The sequence below is a fragment of the Microbacterium sp. MDV22-iso44 genome, assembly GCF_058629135.1.
The window spans coordinates 53,245-74,894 of record NZ_JBZVWS010000001.1 but is presented as its reverse complement, the minus strand read 5'-3'; the positions used below and the strand labels follow the sequence as shown (position 1 = coordinate 74,894).

The following is a 21,650-nucleotide window of genomic DNA, read 5'->3' as shown; positions in this document are numbered from 1 at the left end:
AGGCTATCCGTGCACGGGCCTCGGGCCCGTGATTGCCGAACCGATCCGCAGGTGTGTCGCACCCGCTGCGATCGCCTCGGCGAAATCGCCGGTCATGCCGGCGGAAATCCAGTCGGCATCCGGCACCACGGTGCGGATGCGGTCGGCATAGGTGGCCAGCCGCGCGAAGGCCGGAGCCGGCTCTTCGTCCAGCGGCGCGACGGCCATGATGCCGCGGAGGCGCAGCGACGGACACGTCGCGGCGATGTGCTCGGCGAGTTCCGTGACGCCCGAGGGCGCGACTCCCCCTCGGGCGGGATCCTCGGTCAGATTGATCTGGATGAGGACGTCGAGCCTGTCGCCGTCGTCGTCGGGGCGTGCCGCGTGCAGCGCGTCGGCGAGGCGGGCCCGATCGAGCGAGTGCACGGCGTCGGCATCCCTCCGGACGGCCTTCGCCTTGTTGGTCTGCGCCTGCCCGATGAAGTGCCAGCGGAGCGGCACGCCGTCGTAGGTCTCGCGCTTCGCGCTGAGCTCCTGCTGGCGGTTCTCCCCGACGTCGGTCACGCCGAGCCCGGCGAGCTCTTGGACGAGCTCGACGGGGTGGAACTTCGTGACGACGATCCGGGTGATCCCCGATGGATCGCGGCCCGCCGACCGAGCGGCATCCGAGATGCGCGCGTCGATGTCGGCGAGCCGCGAACGCAGATCCACGATCCGGTTACTTCAGGAAGTCGGGGATGTCGAGGTCGTCGTCGCCGAACGCCGAGTCGTAGTCACTCGACGAGGACGGCGCGGAGACCGACATCGACTCACGCGAACCGGCGTTCTCGGCGGCTGCGAGGTCGCGAGCCACCGTGTCGGCCGGCAGCGGCGGCAGGACCGGGGCGGATGCCGGGCGGCTGGCCGTGATCGGCTCGACCTTCACCTGGGGCTCGCCACCGTCGAAGCCGGCGGCGATGACGGTCACCCGCACCTCGTCGCCGAGGGTGTCGTCGATGACCGTACCGAAGATGATGTTGGCCTCGGGGTGCGCGGCCTCCTTCACCAACTGGGCTGCGTCGTTGATCTCGAAGATGCCGAGGTTCGAGCCGCCCTGGATCGAGAGGAGCACACCGTGGGCGCCCTCGATCGACGCCTCGAGGAGAGGGGATTCGACCGCGAGCTCGGCGGCCTTGATCGCACGGTCGGCGCCGCGCGCCGAGCCGATGCCCATGAGCGCGGAGCCCGCGCCCTGCATGACCGACTTGACGTCGGCGAAGTCGAGGTTGATGAGACCCGGGGTGGTGATCAGGTCGGTGATGCCCTGCACACCGGCGAGGAGCACCTGGTCGGCCGTGGCGAACGCCTCGATCATCGAGATGCCGCGGTCGCTGATCTCGAGGAGGCGGTCGTTCGGGACGACGATGAGGGTGTCGACCTCTTCCTTCAGCTTCGAGACGCCGGACTCGGCCTGGGTCTGACGGCGACGACCCTCGAACGAGAAGGGCTTCGTGACGACACCGATCGTGAGGGCGCCGATCGACTTCGCGATCCGTGCGACGACGGGTGCGCCACCGGTACCGGTGCCACCGCCCTCGCCCGCGGTCACGAAGACCATGTCGGCGCCGGCGAGGGCCTCTTCGATCTCCTCGGCGTGATCCTCGGCGGCGCGACGGCCCACCTCGGGGTCGGCGCCGGCGCCGAGACCGCGGGTGAGCTCACGTCCCACGTCGAGCTTGATGTCGGCGTCGCTCATGAGCAGCGCCTGTGCGTCCGTGTTGACGGCGATGAACTCGACGCCGCGAAGGCCGAGCTCGATCATGCGGTTGACGGCGTTGACACCGCCACCACCCACGCCAACGACCTTGATCACAGCAAGGTAGTTCTGGTTCTGGCTCACGCCGGCCTCCGTATCGTCCTGAACCTCGAGTGCAAACCTTCAACCTCAACCAGAGGTTTAAAGAATTGCCGAGTATGCAATTCCTGATTCCGAAGGTATGCGGCGACGGGGCGGCCGCCCGCACCGTGGCGGCGTGTCGTCGGATCGGATTCTCGAGTCAGCGGATGACGACCGCATCGGGCGAGGAGATGTCGTACTCCTCGACCTTCGACGGCGGCCGAGCCGCCATCGCCGCCTTCAGCACGCGCGCCTTTTCGACGGCATCCTCGACGCTCCCCCAGACGACGTCCGCGCCGTCGATCGTGAGTGTGACGTCATCCGGAGTGGTCGCCGACATTGCCGTGACCGCGGCCTTCAGATCCGCCGGCAGGGACCGGTAGACGGCTCCGACGGCACGGAAGGTGCGCGACCCGGCGCCGCCTGCGGCATCGATGACGGGATACCCCTCGGGTGCGTCCTTCGTGGTGCCCAGCACGACTCCGGCCGCGTCGACGAGAGAGGCACCCGCTTTCGTCTTCACGACACCGACAGGCGTCCGCTCGACGATGCGGACGACGAGTTCCTGGGGCGGCCTCGCCTCGATGGAGTAACTCTCCACGAGAGGGAACGCGACGAGCGCCGCCTTCACGGCGCTCGAGTCGACGAGGGCGAGCGGAGTCCCCATCTCCCCCGAGAGCGCCTGCTCGACGGCGGCGGGGGCCAGGCGATCCGTGCCCAGCACCGTGATCTTCGACACCGCGAAAAGCGGACTGTAGGCCGTCGCGACAGCGCCGAGCCCGACCAGGACGACGGCAGCGAGCGCTCCGAGCCAGGCGTACCGTCGGCGGCGCTGGCGCACCGTGAAGCGCCGGACCTCGCGGCGCAGCGCGCGGCGGCGAGCCCGAGCCGCAGCCCAGACGTCGCGGACGCCGAGCGGACGCTCCGTCTCGGCATCCGCTTCTGCCTGCGCGTCGTCGGCGGGGGTCGGGGAGGCGTCGAACGGGACGACGGGAGCCAGACGCCCCGTCGCGACGGGCGGTTCGGCGACAGCGGGCTCGGATGGCGTCGGCTCGGCGGCGGGAGCCTCGACCGCGGGCGGCTCAGGGATGGCCTCACGCCGCCGCGGCCGCTCCGGGAGCGCCTCGCGTCGCTGACCTGCCGGCGGCGTCGACGGGAGCGGGGACGGCCGCCGCATCGTCAGTCCTGCCCTTGCCCGAGGGCGTCGAGCACCTGCGGGATGATGCGGTACACGTCGCCGCATCCGAGGGTGATGACGTAATCCCCCGGCTGGGCGACGGATGCGGTGTACTCGGCCGCTTGCTGCCAGTCGGTGACGAAGTGCACCCGATCCTGATCGGCGAACGCGCCGCTCACCAGTTCGCCGGTGACGCCCGGCACGGGGTCCTCGCGCGCGCCGTAGACGTCGAGGACGACCGTGTGGTCGGCGCGGGATTCGAGTACCTCGGCGAACTCGCGGTACATCGCCTGCGTGCGGGAGTAGGTGTGGGGCTGGTGGAGCGCGATGATGCGCCCCTCGCCGACGACCGTGCGAGCCGCGGACAATGCCGCGTCGACCTCGGTCGGGTGGTGCGCGTAGTCGTCGTAGACCGACACGCCCGCGCGGATGCCGTGGAGCTCGAACCGCCGGACCGTGCCGCCGAACTCCTGGACCGCGCGGAGCGCCGATCCGAGGTCGTACCCCAGCGTGAGCAGGACGGCGACGGCGCCGGCGGCGTTGATGGCGTTGTGCGCACCGGGAACAGCGAGGGCACCGGATGCCGCCTGTCCCCCGTGATGGACGGTGAAGGACACCGGCCCCTCGGTGACGATGTCGGTCACACGGACGTCGGCGTCGGCGGACGTTCCGAACGACACGACGTTCGGGTGCGAGAGCGAGGCCGCGACCTCGCGGGCACCGGGGTCGTCGGAGGAGATGACGACGGCCTGGGAGGCGGCATCCGCGAACCGGACGAAACCCTCGTAGAACGCCTCGCGCGACCCCCAGTGGTCGAGGTGGTCGGGGTCGACGTTCGTGATGAGCGCGACGGCGGTGTCGTAGAGCAGGAAGGATCCGTCGGATTCATCCGCCTCGATGACGAAGAGGTCGTCGGACCCGGTGCCGCTCGAGACGCCGATCGAAGAGATGACGCCGCCGTTCACGAAGGTCGGATCGGCTCCGATCGCCCGGAGCGCCGTCACGATCATGCCCGTCGACGTCGTCTTGCCGTGCGCCCCGGCGACGCTCACCAGCCGGCGGCCGCCGACGAGCCAGTGGAGCGCCTGCGAACGGTGGATGACGGCGACGCCGCGCTCCTTGGCCCGGAGGTACTCAGGGTTCTCGGGCCAGATCGCGCCCGTGAAGACCACCGCGTCGACGTCGTCGGGCAGGTTCGCCGCGTCGTGACCGACGTGGACGACGGCGCCGCGGGACGCGAGAGCGCGCATCGCGTCGCTGTCGGAACGGTCGGACCCCGACACGCGGATGCCGCGGTCGAGGAACATCCCGGCGAGTCCCGACATCCCGGAACCGCCGATCCCGATGAAGTGCGCGGCGGTGATGTCCGTGGGGATGGGGAGCGAGAGATCGGGGCGAATCATGGCCCGTCAAGTCTAGGTCGGGCCCGCCGGGAGGATGCTGCGGCGCGCTGGAGCCGGCGCCGCGTCAGCGGGCCAGGGCGCGATCGATGAGCGCGACGACGTTCTCGCTGCCGGTGCGCGTTCCGACCGCGGTCGCGGCCGCGCGCATCCGGTCGAGCGCTGCGGCATCCGTGAGGAGCGGCACCACCGACGAACGGATGCGATCCCCGCTCAGCTCCGCGTCGGGGACGAGGACGGCCGCCCCGGCCGCGACGGCGGACGCGGCGTTGAGGGCCTGTTCGCCGTTACCGACCGCGTACGGGACGTAGACGGCCGGGATGCCGAGGGCGCTGATCTCGCTCACGGTCGCCGCTCCGGATCGCGACACGATCGCATCTGCCAGGGCGAAGGCGAGGTCCATCCGGTCGATGTACGGGACGACGCGGTAGGCCGGATCGCCCGGGTCGGCGATGTCGTTGCGCTCCCCCGCCGCGTGGAGGATCTGCCATCCCGCGGCGACGACGTCCTGCCAGGAATCGGCGAGGGCACGGTTGATGCGGACGGCGCCCAGCGACCCGCCGAAGACGAGGAGGACCGGCCGGTCCGCGTCGAGTCCGAAGGCGGTTGCCGCCTCATCCCGCAGGGCGGCTCGGTCGAGATGCACGATTTCGGGCCGCAGCGGCATCCCGACGACTTCCGCTCCCCGCAGGGGCGTCCCCTCGAAGGCGACCCCGGATGCCGCGGCTCGCCGCGCGCCCAGCACGTTGGCGAGCCCCGGCTTGGCGTTGGCCTCGTGCACGACGACGGGAACGCCGGCGCGCCCCGCGGCGATGTAGGCGGGGGCCGAGGCGTACCCGCCGAAGCCGACGACCACGTCCACCCCGCGCTCGCGGATGTGCGATCGGACCTGGCGCACCGCGCGCGCGAAACGCGCCGGGAAGCGGAGGGCCGCGGCATCCGGTCGACGCGGGAACGGCACCTTGTCGACGAAGAGCAGCTCGTAACCGCGCTGCGGCACCAGCCGCGCCTCGAGTCCCTCGCGCGTCCCGAGGACGAGGACGGTCGCGCCGGGCTCGCGCGCGGTCAGAGCGTCGGCGACGGCGAGCAGCGGATTGACGTGGCCCGCGGTCCCGCCGCCGGCCAGAAGGTACGTGGTCACCGGATCGAGCCTACCGGCGGGGTGCCGGCGCCACCGGCGGGGCCGCCGGCAGCGTGCGCGCGAACGCCAGCAGTGCGCCGCAGGCCATGAGCACGGACACGAGCGACGTGCCGCCCTGCGACATGAACGGCAGCGGGACGCCGAGCACCGGGAACACCCGGAGCACGACGCCGATGTTGATGAGGGCCTGTCCGACGACCCATACGGTGATCCCGCCCGCGGCGATGCGGATGAACGGGTCGTTCGTCTTGCGGATGACGTGGAACGCGCCGACGGCGAACAGGGTGAACAGGGCGAGCACGACGATGCAGCCGATGAGACCGAGTTCCTCACCGACGATCGCGAAGATGTAGTCGTGGGATGCCGCGGGCAACCACGCGTACTTCTCACGCGAGTTCCCGAGGCCGAGGCCGAAGACGCCGCCGCTGGCGAGCCCCCAGATGCCGTGGAGCGGTTGATAGCAGCCGTTGTAATAGTCGTCGAGGCAGTTCGGGTTGAGGAAGCTCGTGATGCGCGCCATGCGGTTGGCGCTCGTCAGCGCCAGGAATCCGACGATCACGACGGCGGCGACCACGGGGATGACAAACACCCGGAGCTTGACGCCCGAGAAGAAGAGCGCGCCGAGCAGGATCAGCACGAGGATCATGGCCGTACCGAGGTCCTTGCCGGCCAGGACCGAGCCGATCACCATGATCGAGACCGGAACGACCGGGATGAAGACGTGGCGCCAGAGGCCGAGAAGCGTGTGCTTCCGGTAGAGGACGTAGCCGAGCCAGAGGGCGAAGGCGAGCTTCAGGAACTCGGACGGCTGCGCCTGGACCCCGGCGATCGAGATCCAGTTGCGGTTGCCGTCGAAGTCGTAGCCGAGGCCCGTGAACACCAGCAGCTGGAAAGCCTGCGCGACGCCCAGGGCGATCCAGGAGATCCGCTTCCAGAACAGCACCGGCAGCCGGCTGAACACGAACATGAGCGGGACGCCGAGGACCGCGAACATCGCCTGTCGGAGCACCGTCTGGAACGGCCCGCCCTCGGCCCCTGTCGCCATGGTCGCCGACAGCACCATCACGAGTCCGAAGATCGTCAGGATCAGCGCCGTCGAGGCGATGAGCAGGAACTCGCTCGGGACCGGTGCGAAGACCTTGCCGAGGGCGACGCGCGCCGTGAAGGCGGACGAGCCGCGGTCAGCCGGATCCGACGGGGCCGGACGGTCGGTCGTGGTTGTCACCGGCGTCCTTTCCGATCCGTGCGTTCACCGCGGCGGCGAAGCGCCGGCCGCGATCCGAGTACGAGGCGAACTGGTCGAAGGATGCCGCTGCCGGAGCGAGGAGGACCACGTCTCCGTCGTGCGCGACGTCCGCCGCACGGGCGACGACCTCGGTCATGACGTCCTCAGTCTGAGCGTGGTCGACCTCGAACAGCGGCACCGTCGGGGCGTGTCGCCCGAAAGCCGCGACGATCTCGGACCGTTCGACTCCGATGACGATCGCGGCTTTCACCGAGGGGCCGCGAAAGGCGACCAGTTCGTCGATGTCGACGCCCTTCAGCAGACCGCCGATGATCCAGACGGCACCGGGGTACGCCTGGAGCGAGGATGCCGCGGCGTGCGGGTTCGTGGCCTTCGAGTCGTCGATCCACGTGACACCGCCCGCGACCGCGACGACCTCGATCCGGTGCGGGTCGAGGCGGAAGCCGCGGAGCGCGTCGCGGATGGCGGCCGGCGGTACGTCGAACGAGCGGGCGATCGCCGCGGCGGCCAGGATGTTCGCGACGACGTGCGGTGCGGCGAGCCCCGCCTCCGCCAGCTCGTCGACCGTCGTGAGCTCCAGGGCGTTCGTGCGCCGCTCCTCGAGGAACGCCCGGTCGACGAGGATGCCGTCGACGACACCGAGGTCGCTCGGCCCCGGGACGCCGAGATCGAAGCCGATGGCGCGGCATCCCTCGACGACCTCCGCATCCTCGACCATCTCGCGCGTCGCGACGTCGCTCTTGTTGTAGACGCAGGCCACGCGGGTGCGCTGGTAGACGACGGCCTTCGCATCCCGATAGGCGTCGAAGGAGCCGTGCCACTCGAGGTGGTCGGCTGCCAGGTTCAGACAGACGCTCGCGTGCGGGGACACCCGGTCGTCGCCGTCCTGCAGACCGAGGTACCAGAGCTGATGGCTCGACACCTCGACCACGAGGACGTCGAACCCGGCCGGGTCACGCACCGCGTCGAGGACGGGGACCCCGATGTTGCCGCAGGGCGCAGCGCGGAGGCCGCCGGCCACGAGCATCGTGGCGGTGAGCTGGGTGGTCGTGGTCTTGCCGTTCGTGCCCGTGATGAGCACCCAGTCTGCGGGGGTTCCGTCGGGCCGCAGGACCTTGTCGCGGACGCGCCAGGCGAGCTCGATGTCGCCCCAGACGGCGACGCCCGCGTTCTGCGCCCACGCCACCACAGGGTGGTGCGGCGGGAATCCCGGCGAGGCGATGACGACATCGGGACGGTGAGCGACGAGTTCGTCGGGGACGGAGTCGAGGGGACCCTCCCACAGCCGTGCGCCGATCACCGGGAGGAGACGGGAGTACTCCTCGCCGGCGTCCTCCGTGACCACGAGGACGTCCGATCCCAGCTCCGCCAGGGTGTCGGCGACCGAGAAGCCCGTCATCGACAGGCCGAGGACGGCGACGCGCAGGCCCGACCAGTCGGCGTGCCAACTGGTGAGGCGGGCGAGATCCGCGGTCACAGTGCAGCCAGCCAGCCCGCGTAGAACAGGGCGACGCCGAAGATCGCCAGTATGCCGGCGATGACCCACATCCGTACGACGATCGTGATCTCGGGCCAGCCACGCATCTCGAGATGGTGGTGGAACGGGCTCATGAGGAAGAGACGCTTGCCGCCGGTCGCCTTGAAGTAGTACCGCTGCAGGATGACCGATGCGGGGGCGATGATGAAGACGCCGGCGAGGATGATGGAGAGGATCTCGGTGCGGCTGAGGACGGCCATCGCGACGATGACGCCGCCGATCGCCATCGACCCGACATCACCCATGAACATCTTCGCCTTCGGAGCGTTCCACCAGAGGAAGCCGACGAGGGCGCCGACGAACGAGGCGGCGACGATCGTGAGCCCCATGGGATCGCGCGTGTCGTAGCAGGCTGCGGTGTATTCCGTCACGAGGGCGGCCGAATGGCAGCGCTGCTGCAGCTGCCAGAACGTCACGAGGCTGTAGGCGGACACCGTGAAGATGCCGGCACCCGTCGCCAGGCCGTCGAGCCCGTCCGTGAGGTTCGTCGCATTCGACCAGGCGACCGACATGAACGAGATCCACAGGAGGTAGAGGATCCAGCCCGCCACCGCGCCGAGAGCCATGAACGAGAGCGTCGGGATGTCGCGGAAGAACGAGATGTACGCGGATCCGGGCGTCTCGCCGTACTGGTTCTTGAAGTTGAGCGCCATGATGGCGAACGGCACGGCGACGGCGATCTGACCGACGATCTTCCGCCACCCCGACAGACCGAGGCTCCGCTGCGAACGGACCTTCATGTAGTCGTCGATGAAGCCGATGATGCCGAGGCCGACCATCATCCAGAGGACGAGCAGGCCCGAGATCGTGGGTTCGGTGCCGCCGGTGTAGCTGCCGACGAAGAAACCGACGATCGTGCCCAGGATGAAGACGATGCCGCCCATCGTCGGCGTCCCGCGCTTCGTGTGGTGGCTCGGGTTGTGGGCGTCCTCGGGGGTGCGGATGACCTGCCCCCAGCCGATCTTCCGGAAGAGCCGGATGAACAGCGGGGTCAGGAACAGGGTGAAGGCCAACGAGATCGTCGCGGCGGCCAGCAGGGATCTCACGAGAAGAATTCTCCCAGACGGTCGCCGAGGAACCTGAGCCCGGCGGAGTTGGAAGACTTCACCAGCACGCGATCACCGTCGCGCAGCTCGGCCGTCAGGTAGTCGTAGGCGTCGTCGGCGGTCTCGAAGAAGACGGCTTCGCCGTCCCACGAGCCTTCGCTGATCGCTGCCAGGAAGAGGCGTCGCGCGGCGGTGCCGATCACGACGATGCGCTCGTAGCGCAGGCGCACGGCCTGGAGGCCGATGCGATCGTGCTCCTCGCCCGCCTGCTCGCCGAGCTCGGACATGGCCCCCAGCACCGCGACCTTCCGCTGGCCGGGCGCGGTGATCTGTGCGACCGTCCGCAGCGCCGCGGCCATCGAGTCGGGGCTCGCGTTGTAGGCGTCGTTGATGATGCGGACGCTGTCCGTGCCGAGCGGCTGCATCCGCCAACGCTCCGCGATCTCGACCGTCCCGATGCGGGCGATCGCGTCGGCGGGGTCGACTCCGAGCAGCTGGGCGACCGTGATGGCGGCCAGCGCGTTCATCACGTGGTGCTCGCCGAGGACGCGCAGGTGGAGCGGGATGCTGCGGCCGTCGACGTGGACGGTGGCAGTGGTCCCGGATGCCGTGACCTCGACGTCCTCGGCGCGGACGTCGGCGGCGGGCCCGCGGCCGAACCAGCGAACCGCGGCGCCGCGCTCGTCGGCCGCCGTCGCCATCGCGGCGACGCGGGCGTCATCGGCGTTGAGGACGGCGGTGCCGCCGGGTCGCAAGGCCTGGACCAGTTCGGTCTTCGCCTTCTGCGTGGCCTCGACACCGCCGAACCCGCCTGCGTGCGCGAGGCCCACCATCAGGACGGCGCCGATGTCGGGGGTGATGAGTCCGGCGAGCTCGGCGATGCGACCCGGACGGGAGGCGCCCAGCTCGCTCACGAGGAAGCGGGTGTCGTCGGTGACGCGGAGCATCGTGACGGGGGCGCCCACCTCGTTGTTGAACGACGCGCGGGGCGCGACGGTGGGACCTTCGTCCTCGAGGATGCGGGCGAGGAGGTTCTTCGTCGTCGTCTTGCCGTTGGAGCCTGTGATGCCCACGACGCGCAGGTCTCCCCCGGCGCGCACGCGCGCCACCACCTCGCGCGCCAACGAGCCGAGGGCGGCTACGGCGTCACCGACGACGATCTGCGAGACGGCGGCCGTCACGGGGCGTTCGACGATGGCGAGGGTCGCACCGGAGGCGACGGCTGCGTCGACGAACAGGTGGCCGTCAGTGACGTCACCCGGCTTGGCGACGAAGACGGAGCCCGGCCCCATCTCGCGCGAGTCGGTGTCGACGGTGCCTGAGACGACCGTCTCGGGAGTGTCGGTGCCGTGGACGTGCAGTGTGCCGCCGACGGCGTGCGTCACCTCGGCGAGCGTCATGCGGATCATGCTGGGGTGTTCTCCTCGTGCGCTCGGGTTCAGCCTGTGACGGGCAGGAGGGGGGTCTCCGAGCCCGACGGCATGACGCGGTAGTGCGTGAGCACCTGCGCCATCGCCTTCTTGAACACCGAGCGGTTGGCCGACGACATGCGCTGCTTCTTGGGCTCGTCGAAGACCGTCAGGACAACATACTTCGGATCCTCCGCCGGGGCGAAGCCGACGAGAGACGTGAAGTAGAGGTTCTTCTTGTAGCCGCCGTGGCCGTCGGAGATCTGGGCGGTGCCGGTCTTGCCGCCCATCCGGTAGCCGGGGAGGGCGACGTCGTCGGCCAGCGTTCCCTGCGCGAACACGTTCTCGAGCATGAGAGACACCTCCTTCGCCGTCTCCTCCTTGATGACCCGTTCGGGCTTCGCCAGCTTCGGCGTCACGACGTGGCCGTCCGGCTTCGTGCACGACTCGACGAGGGATGCCGGCATCCGGACACCGCCGTTGGCGAAGGTCTGGTAGGCGTTGGCGACCTGGACGGCCGTGACGGTGAACGCCTGGCCGAAGGTGGTCGCATACTTCGTCTGGTTGTCCCACGTGTCGGCGGGGTTGAGGATGCGTTCGGGTTCACCGGACCAGCCCAGACCGTCCTGCTGACCGGCACCGAACTTCTTCAGGTAGTCGTACCGGGTCTGCGGGTCGACCATCGCGCCGAACTGCGACATGGCGACGTTGGACGAGGTGACCAGGCCACCGTTGAGGGTGAGGTTCTGGGTGGCGTGGTTCTCGGAGTCGTTGACGACGGCGCCGTTGTCGAAGACCATCCGGTCGGGGACGGTGACCGTCGTCTCCGGGGTCACGCCGGCCTGTTCGATCGCGGTCGCCGCGGTCACGGGCTTGAAGGTAGAGCCCGGCTCGAACGAGAACCGGAGGAGGCGCGAACCGCGGTCGGCGGAGTCGCTGGCACCGGGATCGTTGGGGTCCACGGTGTCGGTCTCGGCCAGCGCACGGATCTTGCCCGTGGCGACCTCCATCACGAGGATGCCGCCCCAGTTGGCCTGGTACCGCTGGGTCTCCTCGGCGATGAGCTGCTGCATGTACCACTGCAGATCGGAGTCGATCGTCAGCTTCAGGGTGCCGCCGTCGACCGCGGGCTTCTCGACCGCTGTGCCGGGGATGGTGACCCCGTTGGCGCCCAGCTGGTACTTGATGCTGCCGCTCGTGGGTTCGAGGCACGAGTCCTGGAGCTTCTCCACGCCCTCGAGGGGCTGTCCGTCCGAGCCGACGAAGCCGATGATGTTCCCGCCGACCGCCCCGTCCGGGTAGGACCGGGAGGCGACGGGCTCGAAGGAGAGGAAGGGGATCTGCAGATCTGCGAGCTTGCGGAACTCCGCCGTCGAGACGAGCCGCTTGACCACCTGATACCGGTTCTTGGGGTCTTTCGCGTAGGCGTCGTCGACGATCGCCCGCACGTCGTCGACGTCCTGACCCGTGACGTCGGCGATCCGGGCCGCGATCTCGGGCCAGGTGACGGTCTCGGCTTCGCCGGCATCGTTCTTGACGACGGCACCGTTCTCGTCGCGGAGCGACATGCCCTTGGCTGCGAGCATCGGGTCGATCGCCACGTTGTAACGCAGCATGCTCGTCGCGAGCGGCTTACCGTTCGTGTCGACGATCGAGCCGCGCGCACCTTCCAGCTCGGAGGTCTTCTGCATCCCCTTGCTGAACGCGTCCGCAACGTGCTGGCTGGCGTTGACGATCTGGATGTCCACCAGGCGGACGACGAACGCGACGAGGACGACGAGGACGACGGCGAGGGCGACGACGGTGCGACGGCGCGGGCTTCGGGTTGCTCGGGTCGTCATGTTCTCAGTGTGTGTCGGGGGTCGGCAGTCCGTCGGTGATCGACGGGGGTGTCGGCGTATTGGCCAGCAACTCCTTGTCGAGGGATGCGCCGGAGTCGAGGCTCGCCTCCGGATCGGTGACGAGCGGGACCCCCGCGACGAGGGCGTTCGAGACGGCGGCGCGGGACAGCGCCTGGACCGACGAGGTGTCCGAGGCACCCTTCGTCGGGCCGAGGGTCTTGCCGTCGCTCAGGCGGATGTAGCTCGGCTCGCCGCCGGCGACGAGGCCGAGCGCGGACGCATTGGCGGCGAGGTACTGCGGCGAGCTGAGTCCGGCGACCTCGTCCTCGAGGATCTGCTTCTGGTAGTTGGCGTCGCGCTGCTGCGAGGTGAGGTCCTTCACCTCGAACGCGCCCTGGGTCGTCACGATCGAGAGCCCCATCTGCACGCCGGCGATCGCGAGAGCACCGACGACGGCGATCACGCCGAACGCCCGACGGGGACGACGGCGAGGCTGGGGAGCGATGCCGACGCCCGACCGACCGACCGGTCGGAGGGACGGCGCCGCCGACCCGAGGAGGACCTCGTCGGGTGCGGTCTCGATGGCGGTGGTGGCCAGGGCAGAAGCGCTCATGACGCCTCCCTCACTCTCTCGGCCGCACGCAGCCGCACCGGGGTGGCACGCGGGTTGCGGATCTTCTCTTCGTCGGACGCCAGCTCTGCACCCTTGGTGAGGAGCCGGAAACGGGGGGCATGCTCGGGGGGTTCGATCGGCAGCCCGGCAGGAGCGGTGGAGCGGGTCGACTCGGCGAACACGCGCTTGACGAGTCGGTCTTCGAGGGACTGGTACGACATGACGACGATCCGACCTGAGACGGGCAGGATGCCGAGGGCCGCCGGCAGGGCGCGCTCGAGCACCGCCAGCTCGCCGTTGACCTCGATGCGCAGCGCCTGGAAGACGCGCTTGGCGGGGTGACCGCTGCGCTCGCGCTGGACAGCCATCGGGGTTGCCGCAATGAGGATGTCGACGAGGTGCGCGGAGCGCTCGATCGGAGCCTCCTGCCGAGCGGCGATGATCGCCCTGGCGTAGCGACCGGCGAGCTTCTCGTCGCCGTAGCGTTCGAAGATCCGTCGCAGGTCGCCCTCGCCGTAGGTCGCGACGATGTCCGCCGCCGTCGTGCCGGCAGTCTGGTCCATCCGCATGTCGAGCGGTGCGTCCTTCGAGTACGCGAATCCGCGGTCTGCCTCGTCCAGCTGCAGTGAGGAGACGCCGAGGTCGAAGAGGATGCCGTCCGCATGCGAGAAACCGGCACCGCGAACCGCGTCGGCGATGCCGTCGTAGACCGTGTGCACGAGGGTGACGCGGTCGACGAAGCGGGCGAGCCTCTCCCCCGCGATGCGGAGAGCGTCCGTGTCGCGGTCCAGACCGATGAGGTGAACGGCGGGGAAGCGCTCGAGGAGCGCCTCGGAGTGTCCGCCCATGCCGAGGGTCGCGTCGACGACGACGGCGCCGTCGCGCTGGAGGGCGGGAGCGAGCAGCTCGACGCAGCGGTCGAGCAGGACGGGGGTGTGGATGTCGTCGTGTGCCATGGTGCTTTCGGTTTCCGAGAGGTCCTCGACCCCGATCCCCATCCGCTCCGACCTGGCGCCGGGGAAGTGCGTCAGGGCGTGCGGCTGGGAGTCGCAGTCGAGGATCAGAAGAGTCCCGGGATCACCTCCTGCTCCATGTCCGAGTACGTGTCTTCGTTGCTGTCGGCGTAGGCATTCCACGCGTCCGAGTTCCAGATCTCGGCGTGCGCGCCGACACCCGTCACGATCAGTTCCCGCTCGAGCCCCGCGTAGGTGCGGAGGTGGGGCGGGATGGTGATGCGGTTCTGCGAGTCGGGCTTCTCGGCGCTCGCGCCCGAGAGGAACATGCGCTGGAAGTCGCGCGCCTGCTTGTTCGTCAGCGGAGCTTCGCGGATGCGCTCGTAGACGCGCTCGAACTCGACCGAGCTGAACACGTAGAGGCACCGCTCCTGGCCACGGGTGATCACGACGCCGGGGCCGAGGTCGTCGCGGAACTTCGCCGGAAGGATGACCCGACCTTTGTCGTCCAGCTTGGGGGTGTGGGTGCCCAACAACATCGCTCGGTCACCCCCTTCGTCCGGCCCGCTCCAGGATGACACCACTTTACTCCACTTCCCTCCACTCTGCGACTGCTTTCCGCCGCAGCGCCAGGAAATCCGCCACGGCGGGGCCGAGTGGCTCCCCGGCATCCGTCGCGCGAACACAAAAAAAGCACCGACCCGGAGGTCGGTGCTTCTGAAGTGGAGGGAGGTGGAGTGCCTCAGCTCATCGGTGGCTGATGCTCATCGGTCGTCGTTCCGGCGATCCCATCGATCGTTCATCCGATCCATGAACGACGCGGAAGCGGGGGCACGCGCGGCGCGCGGCTTCCGCGTCCCCGTGGCGGCGCGCGACGCCGCGGCGCCCTTCGCGGGGGTGAAGGCCAGGACCACGCCGATGACCATGACGACGAAAGCCAGGACGCCGATCACGATGAGCGAGGTGGCGACTCCGACGACCAGACCGGCGATGCCGAGGAGCACGAGAACGGAGCCGTAGACGATGTTCCGGTAGCTGAGGGGACCCGTACCCCGGTCCGCGCTGACTACGTCGGCATCGTTGCGCATGAGATGGCGTTCCATCTCGTCCAGCAGACGCTGCTCCTGCTCTGACAGTGGCATGCATCCCCCTCGGGTCGGTCAGTCAAGTGTACGCGTGCGCGCGATCACTAGGCTAGGCCCGTGCCACACTTCCCCGACCCGATCGTCGTCGTTTCCCAGCGAGTCGAGAGGTTCCTGCAGGCACAGCGCGACGCCGCCGCCGACTTCGGCGCAGAGGCCAGCGCCTTCGTGGAGTCCGGCGCGTCCGCCGCCACCGGCGGCAAAGGGTTCCGCGCCAAGTTCTGCCTCGCCGGCTGGCGGGCCGTCGCGACGGCCGGGACGAGCGGCACGCCCGACATCCCCGAGGTCGTGACCGCGGCATCCGCTGCCCTCGAGATCTTCCACGCGGCCGCCCTCGTCCACGACGACGTCATCGACCGCTCCGACACCCGCCGCGGGCGACCCGCGTCGCACCGCGCGTGGGAGGCGGCGCACCGATCGGAGGCGTGGGCCGGCGACGGCGAGGAGTTCGGGCGGTCGGCCGCGATCCTCCTGGGCGATCTGCTCGTGGCGTGGAGCGACGACCTGCTCGAGGAGGGTCTGGTCGAAGCCGATCCCGACCGGGCCCACCGCGCCCGCGGCGAGTTCGCCCGCATGCGCCGCGAAGTGACGATCGGACAGTTCCTCGACGTCGCCGAGGAATCGGCGTACGTCACCGCCCCCGTCGAGACCCACGCCGATCGCGCGCTCCGGGTCGCCTCGTTGAAGTCGGCGCGGTACAGCGTCCAGCATCCGCTGCAGCTCGGCGCCACGCTCGCTGGAGCGGATGCCGAGCAGTACCGCGCGCTCGGCGACTTCGGGCATCCCATCGGGCTCGCCTTCCAACTGCGCGACGACGTCCTCGGCGTGTTCGGGGACAGCGCGGTGACGGGCAAGCCGGTCGGCGACGACCTCCGCGAGGGGAAGCGGACGCTCCTCATCGCGTACGCGCGGGCCTCGCTCGCGCCGGGCGCTCTCCGGGTGTTCGACGAGCTCATCGGCGATCGCGAACTGTCACCCGAACAGGTCGGCCATCTGCAGCAGACCATCATCGACACCGGAGCGCTCGCCCTCGTCGAGGAACGGATCTCCGCGTGGGCGGCCGAGGCCGATCGCGCCCTCCGCGGCGCACGCCTCGGCAACGGCGCGGTCAGCGAACTGCGCGACCTCGCACGGGCCGCGACGGTGCGCGCGGCCTGAGCCGCGGCATCCGCTCGTCAGGCGAGCGACTGCGCGACGCGCCGGACCTCGCTCTTACGGCCCTGACGGAGTGCCTCGATCGGCGGGAAGCCGATGGACTCCTCGGGGGCGAGCAGCCAGTCGATCGCCTCGTCGTCCGAGAAACCGGCGTCGTGCAGCACGATGATCGTGCCGCGGAGCGACGAGAGGGGCGCGCCGTCGACGAGGAAGACGGACGGGACGCGCGGCGCCCCGAAGCGGCGGGACGCGACGAGCTGGTGCTCGTCGAGCATGCGACGGACGCGCCCGAGCGGCTCTCCCGTCAGCTCGACCAATTCGGGAAGGCTCAGCCAGTCAGTGGACACGGGCGACTCAGAACTCACCCTCCCACTATCGCATTCCCACCCCGCACTCGCTCATAACACCAGTCACATCCGTCTCATGGATTGACACCAGTCACATCGGCGTGTCACGGTTTCAGCGGGGGGATCCACCGATCTGGGACCGAACGAAGGAATGTCTGTGCGCCGGAACGACGTACTTCCCGCTGCTCTGATTCAGAGAAGCGCCCCGGCGGTGATCGGGTCCATCGCCCTCTCACTGTCTCTCCTCCCCCTCGATGCTGCGTCTGCCGACGAGCGGCGGGTCTCCGCTCCGGAACCGCTGACGGCTCGGGCCTACGCCGGCCCGACCTCCGCGACCGCGAAGGTCGACGTCGTCGGGACCGCGGCAGCTGCGCGATCCGTCAAGACGCACGTCGTCGCGCGAGGCGACACCGTCAGCGCCATCGCCGCAGCGCACGGAGTCCGGACCGCCGACGTGCTCACGTGGAACGGGCTCAGCTGGCGTTCGGTGATCCATCCCGGCGACGTGCTGCGGCTCGGCCCCAAGGCCGCCCGGACGGATGCCGCGCCCCCAGCGAAGGCTCCTGCCGCGGCATCCACCTACACCGTGCGTCGCGGCGACACGCTCTGGTCCATCGCGGCTCGTCACGACGTCAGTGTGTCGACGCTGTCCCGCGCGAACGGTCTGGGGGGCTCGACGACCATCCACCCCGGGCAGAAGCTGATCGTCCGCGCCCTCGCCGCGCCGCGCGTCGCTGTGGTCGCCGCGCCGGCCGCCGGACCCGTGCACGAGGTGTCCGCCGGGGAGACGATGTGGGCGATCGCGACGCGAAGCGGCGTCAGTCTCGCGCGGCTCCTCGCGGCCAACGGCCTGGACGAGGGGTCCATCATCTACCCGGGGCAGAAGATCCGCATCCCGACCGCGAAGCCGGCACCCGCGGCCGCCGGGAAGGCACGCGCCGCCCTCGACGGCGAGCAGATCGCGAACATCAAGACGATCATCTCCGTCGGGCGGGAACGCGGCGTCTCCCGGGACGGCATCGCGATCGCCCTCGCCACCGCGATGGTCGAGTCGTGGATCCGCAACCTCGACGGCGGAGACCGGGACTCGCTGGGACTGTTCCAGCAGCGTCCGAGCGCCGGCTGGGGAACGCAGACGCAGATCCGCGACCCCCGCCGATCCGCCGCCGCGTTCTTCGGCGGTCCGTCTGACCCGAACGGCGACCGCACGCGCGGCCTGCTGGACATCGACGGCTGGGAGGACATGGCGTTCGGGGACGCCGCGCAGGCGGTGCAGATCTCGGCCTACCCCGAGCGGTACGGTCCGTGGAAGGCCGAGGCGTACCGCTGGCTCGAACTGTACGGGTGAGTCCGGACCGGCACCCGAGCGAGGGTGCGCCGTTACCCGGGCTCGCAGGGTCGGCTCCGTAGACTTCTGACGTGAACGCCAACCCGCAGACCGACCCGCTGATCGGCCGCCTGGTCGACGGCCGGTACCGGGTCCGCGGGCGCATCGCGCGCGGCGGGATGGCGACGGTCTACGTCGCCACCGACCTGCGCCTCGAGCGGCGGGTCGCGCTCAAGGTCATGCACGGCCACCTGTCGGACGACACCGTCTTCCAGAACAGGTTCATCCAAGAGGCCCGATCGGCCGCACGACTCGCCGACCCGCACGTCGTCAACGTCTTCGACCAGGGCCAGGACGGCGAGATGGCCTATCTCGTCATGGAGTACCTGCCCGGGATCACTCTGCGAGAACTGCTGCGCGAGCAGAAGCGGCTGACGCTCCCCCAGACGATCACCATCATGGATGCGATCCTCTCGGGGCTCTCGGCCGCACACCGCGCGGGCATCGTCCACCGCGATGTGAAGCCCGAGAACGTCCTGCTGGCCGAGGACGGTCGCATCAAGATCGGAGACTTCGGCCTGGCGCGCGCGACGAGCGCGAACACGGCGACCGGCCAGATGCTCCTCGGCACGATCGCCTACCTCGCGCCCGAGCTCGTCACGCGGGGGACGGCCGACGCCCGAAGCGACATCTACGCCCTCGGGATCATGCTCTACGAGATGCTCTCCGGCGAACAGCCCTACAAGGGCGAGCAGCCGATGCAGATCGCCTACCAGCACGCGACGCATTCGGTGCCACGCCCGAGCGTGAAGAACGCCGGTGTGCCGGAGCAGCTCGACGAACTCGTCCTCTGGGCGACCGAGCGCTCACCGGACGATCGCCCCACGGACGCGCGGGAGATGCTCGAGCGTCTCCGTGAGATCGAGAAGGACCTCGGCGTGTTCCCGCAGGTCGTCCGCTCGACGCCCGCGGGCGCCACCGTCGTCGTCGACGATTCGCTCGACTCGGACGAGGTCACGCGTGTCATGCCGGGCACCTTCACGGCCCCCAGCGTCACCACCGAGATCGACAACGCGACCCGGCTCCGCCGTCGATCGCACCGCAACTCCGTCAAGGGGGGCTGGATCCTCGCCGTGGTGCTGGTGCTCGCCGCCGCCGCGGGCGGACTGGGCTGGTGGTTCGGGTCGGGTCCGGGCTCGCTCGTCGCGGTCCCGGCCGTCGAGGGCATGAGCTTCGACAGCGCGCAGAGCCTGCTCTCCGACAGCGCCCTCGTCGCGCGTCGGAGCGACGTGCACAGCCTGGAGGTTCCCGCGGGCGAGGCGATCGGAACGAAGCCCGGCACCGGGACCTTCCTCGACCGCGACACCACGGTCACGGTGGAGATCTCCGCCGGGCCGGCGACGGCTGATCTCCCGAAGCTCCAGGATCGGACGAGCGCCGAGGTCGAGACGCTGCTGAAGGACAACAGCATCCAGGTCTCGACCACCAAGAAGTACTTCACGAGCTTCGCGGCCGACCGGATCGTGCGCGTGTACGTGACCCAAGCCGGATCGGCCGAGCCGGTGGAGTGCACCGACGGCTGCTCGGTTCTGCAGGGCTCGACCGCGGAGCTGCGCGTGTCGCTCGGCCCTCTCCCCGACGTCACCGGCAAGACCGGCGACGAGGCCACGGACATCCTCGAGAAAGCCGGCATGAAGGTCGAGGAGGACCGGGAGTACAGCAGCAGCGTCGCCGACGACCTCGTCATCCGGGTCGAGGACCGTCCCGGCGGGGGCTCGTGGCAGCAGGGTGAGACCCTGACCATCGTCGTCTCAGACGGTCCGCAGCCGGTCGAGGTGCCCAATGTGGTCGGCGAGACGGTGCGGACCGCCGTCGACCGCCTGCAGGCAGCCGGGTTCAAGGTCAACCCGAACATCGAGGATGCCGAGATCCCGCTGGGCGGTCGATACTGGGACGTCTACCGCGTGAGGTCCATGACGCCCGACGGCGGAAGCCTGCAGCGTCCGGGCACGACGATCAGTCTGACGCCGCAGTTCCAGCCGTTCGGCTGACGCCCGGCCGTCGGCATCCGGAGACGACGAAGGCCCGACGGTGAGAACCGTCGGGCCTTCGCGGTGGATCAGCGGTTGCCGAGCTCCTCGGCGACGAGGAACGCCAGCTCGAGAGACTGCATGTGGTTCAGACGCGGGTCGCAGAGCGACTCGTACCGCGTCGCCAGGGTCGCCTCGTCGATCATCTCCGAGCCACCCAGGCACTCCGTCACGTCGTCACCCGTGAGCTCGACGTGGATGCCGCCCGGGAAGGTGCCGACGGACCGGTGCGCCTCGAAGAAGCCGCGCACCTCGTCGACGACGTCGTCGAAGCGACGCGTCTTGTAGCCGGTCGGCGTCGTGATCCCGTTGCCGTGCATCGGGTCGGTGACCCAGAGCGGGGTGGCACCGGAATCCTTGACGGCCTGCAGGAGCGGGGGCAGGGCGTCGCGGATCTTGCCCGCTCCCATGCGCGTGATGAACGTGAGACGGCCGGGCTCGCGCTCAGGGTCCAGCTTGTCGATGAGCGCCAACGCGGTCTCGGGCGTCGTCGTCGGACCCAGCTTGACCCCGATGGGGTTGCGGATCTTCGAGAAGTAGTCGACGTGCGCGCCGTCGAGCTCGCGCGTGCGCTCCCCCACCCAGAGGAAGTGGGCGGACGTGTTGTACGGCGTGCCCGTCCGCGAGTCGATGCGGGTCATCGGGTGCTCGTAGTCCATGAGCAGGCCCTCGTGGCCCGTGTAGAACTCGACGCCGCGCAGCTCGTCGAAGTTCGCTCCTGCGGCCTCCATGAACTTGATGGCGCGGTCGATCTCCCCCGCGAGGCGCTCGTAGCGCTGGTTGGCCGGGTTCTTCGCGAAGCCCTGGTTCCAACTGTGCACCTCGCGAAGGTCGGCGAAGCCGCCCTGCGTGAAGGCCCGGATGAGGTTCAGGGTGGATGCCGCTGTGTGGTACCCCTTCAGCAGTCGCTGGGGGTCCGCCGTCCGCGACGCTTCGGTGAAGTCGTAGCCGTTGACGATGTCGCCGCGGTAGGCCGGGAGCGTGACGTCGCCGCGGGTCTCGGTGTCGCTCGACCGAGGCTTGGCGAACTGGCCGGCCATGCGACCCATCTTCACGACGGGCATCGATGCGCCATAGGTCAGCACGACCGCCATCTGCAGGACCGTCTTGATGCGGTCGCGGATCTGCTGAGCCGTCGCACCGGCGAACGTCTCGGCGCAGTCGCCGCCCTGAAGCAGGAACGCCTGACCGGATGCCGCCTTGGCCAGGCGCGCGCGGAGGTTGTCGACCTCACCGGCGAAGACGAGCGGCGGGAGGGTCGCGATCTCGGCGGAGACGGCAGCGACCGCATCCGCGTCGGGCCACAGCGGCTGCTGCTTGATCGGGAGCGAGCGCCAGTGGTCGAGAGGAGTGGGCATCCGCTCATTCTAC

General features: G+C 69.8%; 19 protein-coding genes. 3 read left to right on the top strand and 16 right to left on the bottom strand.

Annotated elements, in window-relative coordinates; all coding sequences use genetic code 11:
- Positions 1-3: 3 nt before the first annotated feature.
- The 14 genes from AC4NN1_RS00340 to AC4NN1_RS00275 form a co-directional block, all read right to left on the bottom strand.
- The gene (locus AC4NN1_RS00340; RefSeq protein ID WP_491954276.1) at positions 4-690 is read right to left on the bottom strand and encodes a YggS family pyridoxal phosphate-dependent enzyme; all 687 of its coding nucleotides are present in this window, start codon (positions 688-690) and stop codon (positions 4-6) included.
- Between the two features lie 7 nt (positions 691-697).
- Positions 698-1,858 (bottom strand): cell division protein FtsZ, encoded by a 1,161-nt coding sequence (ftsZ, locus tag AC4NN1_RS00335; RefSeq protein ID WP_491954275.1) that lies wholly within the window; start codon positions 1,856-1,858, stop codon positions 698-700.
- A 157-nt stretch (positions 1,859-2,015) separates the two neighbouring features.
- Positions 2,016-3,032, bottom strand: a complete 1,017-nt coding sequence (locus AC4NN1_RS00330; protein ID WP_020097537.1) for a cell division protein FtsQ/DivIB — start codon at positions 3,030-3,032, stop codon at positions 2,016-2,018.
- 2 nt (positions 3,033-3,034) lie between these two features.
- Positions 3,035-4,435, bottom strand: coding sequence for a UDP-N-acetylmuramate--L-alanine ligase (gene murC / locus AC4NN1_RS00325; RefSeq protein ID WP_491954274.1), 1,401 nt, complete (start codon positions 4,433-4,435; stop codon positions 3,035-3,037).
- 64 nt (positions 4,436-4,499) lie between these two features.
- The gene (locus AC4NN1_RS00320; RefSeq protein WP_018186458.1) at positions 4,500-5,573 is read right to left on the bottom strand and encodes a UDP-N-acetylglucosamine--N-acetylmuramyl-(pentapeptide) pyrophosphoryl-undecaprenol N-acetylglucosamine transferase; all 1,074 of its coding nucleotides are present in this window, start codon (positions 5,571-5,573) and stop codon (positions 4,500-4,502) included.
- A gap of 10 nt (positions 5,574-5,583) precedes the next feature.
- Positions 5,584-6,798: a putative lipid II flippase FtsW gene (ftsW, locus tag AC4NN1_RS00315; RefSeq protein ID WP_018186457.1), complete on the bottom strand. Its 1,215-nt coding sequence runs from the start codon at positions 6,796-6,798 to the stop codon at positions 5,584-5,586.
- A complete protein-coding gene (gene murD / locus AC4NN1_RS00310) occupies positions 6,755-8,296 on the bottom strand; it encodes a UDP-N-acetylmuramoyl-L-alanine--D-glutamate ligase (protein WP_491954273.1) in 1,542 nt (513 codons plus the stop codon). Before murD ends, ftsW begins: the two co-directional genes overlap by 44 nt.
- Positions 8,293-9,402, bottom strand: coding sequence for a phospho-N-acetylmuramoyl-pentapeptide-transferase (gene mraY, locus AC4NN1_RS00305; RefSeq protein ID WP_018186455.1), 1,110 nt, complete (start codon positions 9,400-9,402; stop codon positions 8,293-8,295). The genes murD and mraY overlap by 4 nt, the downstream gene beginning before the upstream one ends.
- Positions 9,399-10,811 (bottom strand): UDP-N-acetylmuramoyl-tripeptide--D-alanyl-D-alanine ligase, encoded by a 1,413-nt coding sequence (locus tag AC4NN1_RS00300; protein ID WP_311856295.1) that lies wholly within the window; start codon positions 10,809-10,811, stop codon positions 9,399-9,401. Before AC4NN1_RS00300 ends, mraY begins: the two co-directional genes overlap by 4 nt.
- Before the next feature lie 29 nt (positions 10,812-10,840).
- Positions 10,841-12,652, bottom strand: a complete 1,812-nt coding sequence (locus tag AC4NN1_RS00295) for a peptidoglycan D,D-transpeptidase FtsI family protein (protein ID WP_311856294.1) — start codon at positions 12,650-12,652, stop codon at positions 10,841-10,843.
- 4 nt (positions 12,653-12,656) lie between these two features.
- Positions 12,657-13,265: a cell division protein FtsL gene (ftsL, locus tag AC4NN1_RS00290; RefSeq protein ID WP_018186452.1), complete on the bottom strand. Its 609-nt coding sequence runs from the start codon at positions 13,263-13,265 to the stop codon at positions 12,657-12,659.
- Entirely contained in the window at positions 13,262-14,263 is a 1,002-nt protein-coding gene (gene rsmH, locus AC4NN1_RS00285; RefSeq protein ID WP_491954272.1) for a 16S rRNA (cytosine(1402)-N(4))-methyltransferase RsmH, read from the bottom strand. Before rsmH ends, ftsL begins: the two co-directional genes overlap by 4 nt.
- A 62-nt stretch (positions 14,264-14,325) precedes the next feature.
- Positions 14,326-14,757: a division/cell wall cluster transcriptional repressor MraZ gene (gene mraZ, locus AC4NN1_RS00280; protein WP_018186450.1), complete on the bottom strand. Its 432-nt coding sequence runs from the start codon at positions 14,755-14,757 to the stop codon at positions 14,326-14,328.
- Between the two features lie 225 nt (positions 14,758-14,982).
- Entirely contained in the window at positions 14,983-15,360 is a 378-nt protein-coding gene (locus AC4NN1_RS00275) for an SCO2097 family morphological protein (RefSeq protein WP_491954271.1), read from the bottom strand.
- Between the two features lie 60 nt (positions 15,361-15,420).
- On the opposite strand from AC4NN1_RS00275, the gene AC4NN1_RS00270 reads away from it, so the two are divergent.
- The gene (locus AC4NN1_RS00270) at positions 15,421-16,518 is read left to right on the top strand and encodes a polyprenyl synthetase family protein (RefSeq protein ID WP_018186448.1); all 1,098 of its coding nucleotides are present in this window, start codon (positions 15,421-15,423) and stop codon (positions 16,516-16,518) included.
- A gap of 17 nt (positions 16,519-16,535) precedes the next feature.
- On the opposite strand, the gene AC4NN1_RS00265 is transcribed toward AC4NN1_RS00270, so the two are convergent.
- Positions 16,536-16,862 (bottom strand): Rv2175c family DNA-binding protein, encoded by a 327-nt coding sequence (locus AC4NN1_RS00265; RefSeq protein ID WP_018186447.1) that lies wholly within the window; start codon positions 16,860-16,862, stop codon positions 16,536-16,538.
- Between the two features lie 211 nt (positions 16,863-17,073).
- Between AC4NN1_RS00265 and AC4NN1_RS00260 the strand changes: the two genes are divergently transcribed.
- On the top strand, positions 17,074-18,210 hold the full coding sequence (locus AC4NN1_RS00260) for a LysM peptidoglycan-binding domain-containing protein (RefSeq protein WP_491954270.1): 1,137 nt from the start codon (positions 17,074-17,076) through the stop codon (positions 18,208-18,210).
- 71 nt (positions 18,211-18,281) lie between these two features.
- The gene (pknB, locus tag AC4NN1_RS00255; RefSeq protein ID WP_491954269.1) at positions 18,282-20,240 is read left to right on the top strand and encodes a Stk1 family PASTA domain-containing Ser/Thr kinase; all 1,959 of its coding nucleotides are present in this window, start codon (positions 18,282-18,284) and stop codon (positions 20,238-20,240) included.
- A 68-nt stretch (positions 20,241-20,308) separates the two neighbouring features.
- On the opposite strand, the gene AC4NN1_RS00250 is transcribed toward pknB, so the two are convergent.
- Entirely contained in the window at positions 20,309-21,637 is a 1,329-nt protein-coding gene (locus AC4NN1_RS00250) for a class II 3-deoxy-7-phosphoheptulonate synthase (RefSeq protein ID WP_018186444.1), read from the bottom strand.
- Positions 21,638-21,650 lie beyond the last annotated feature (13 nt).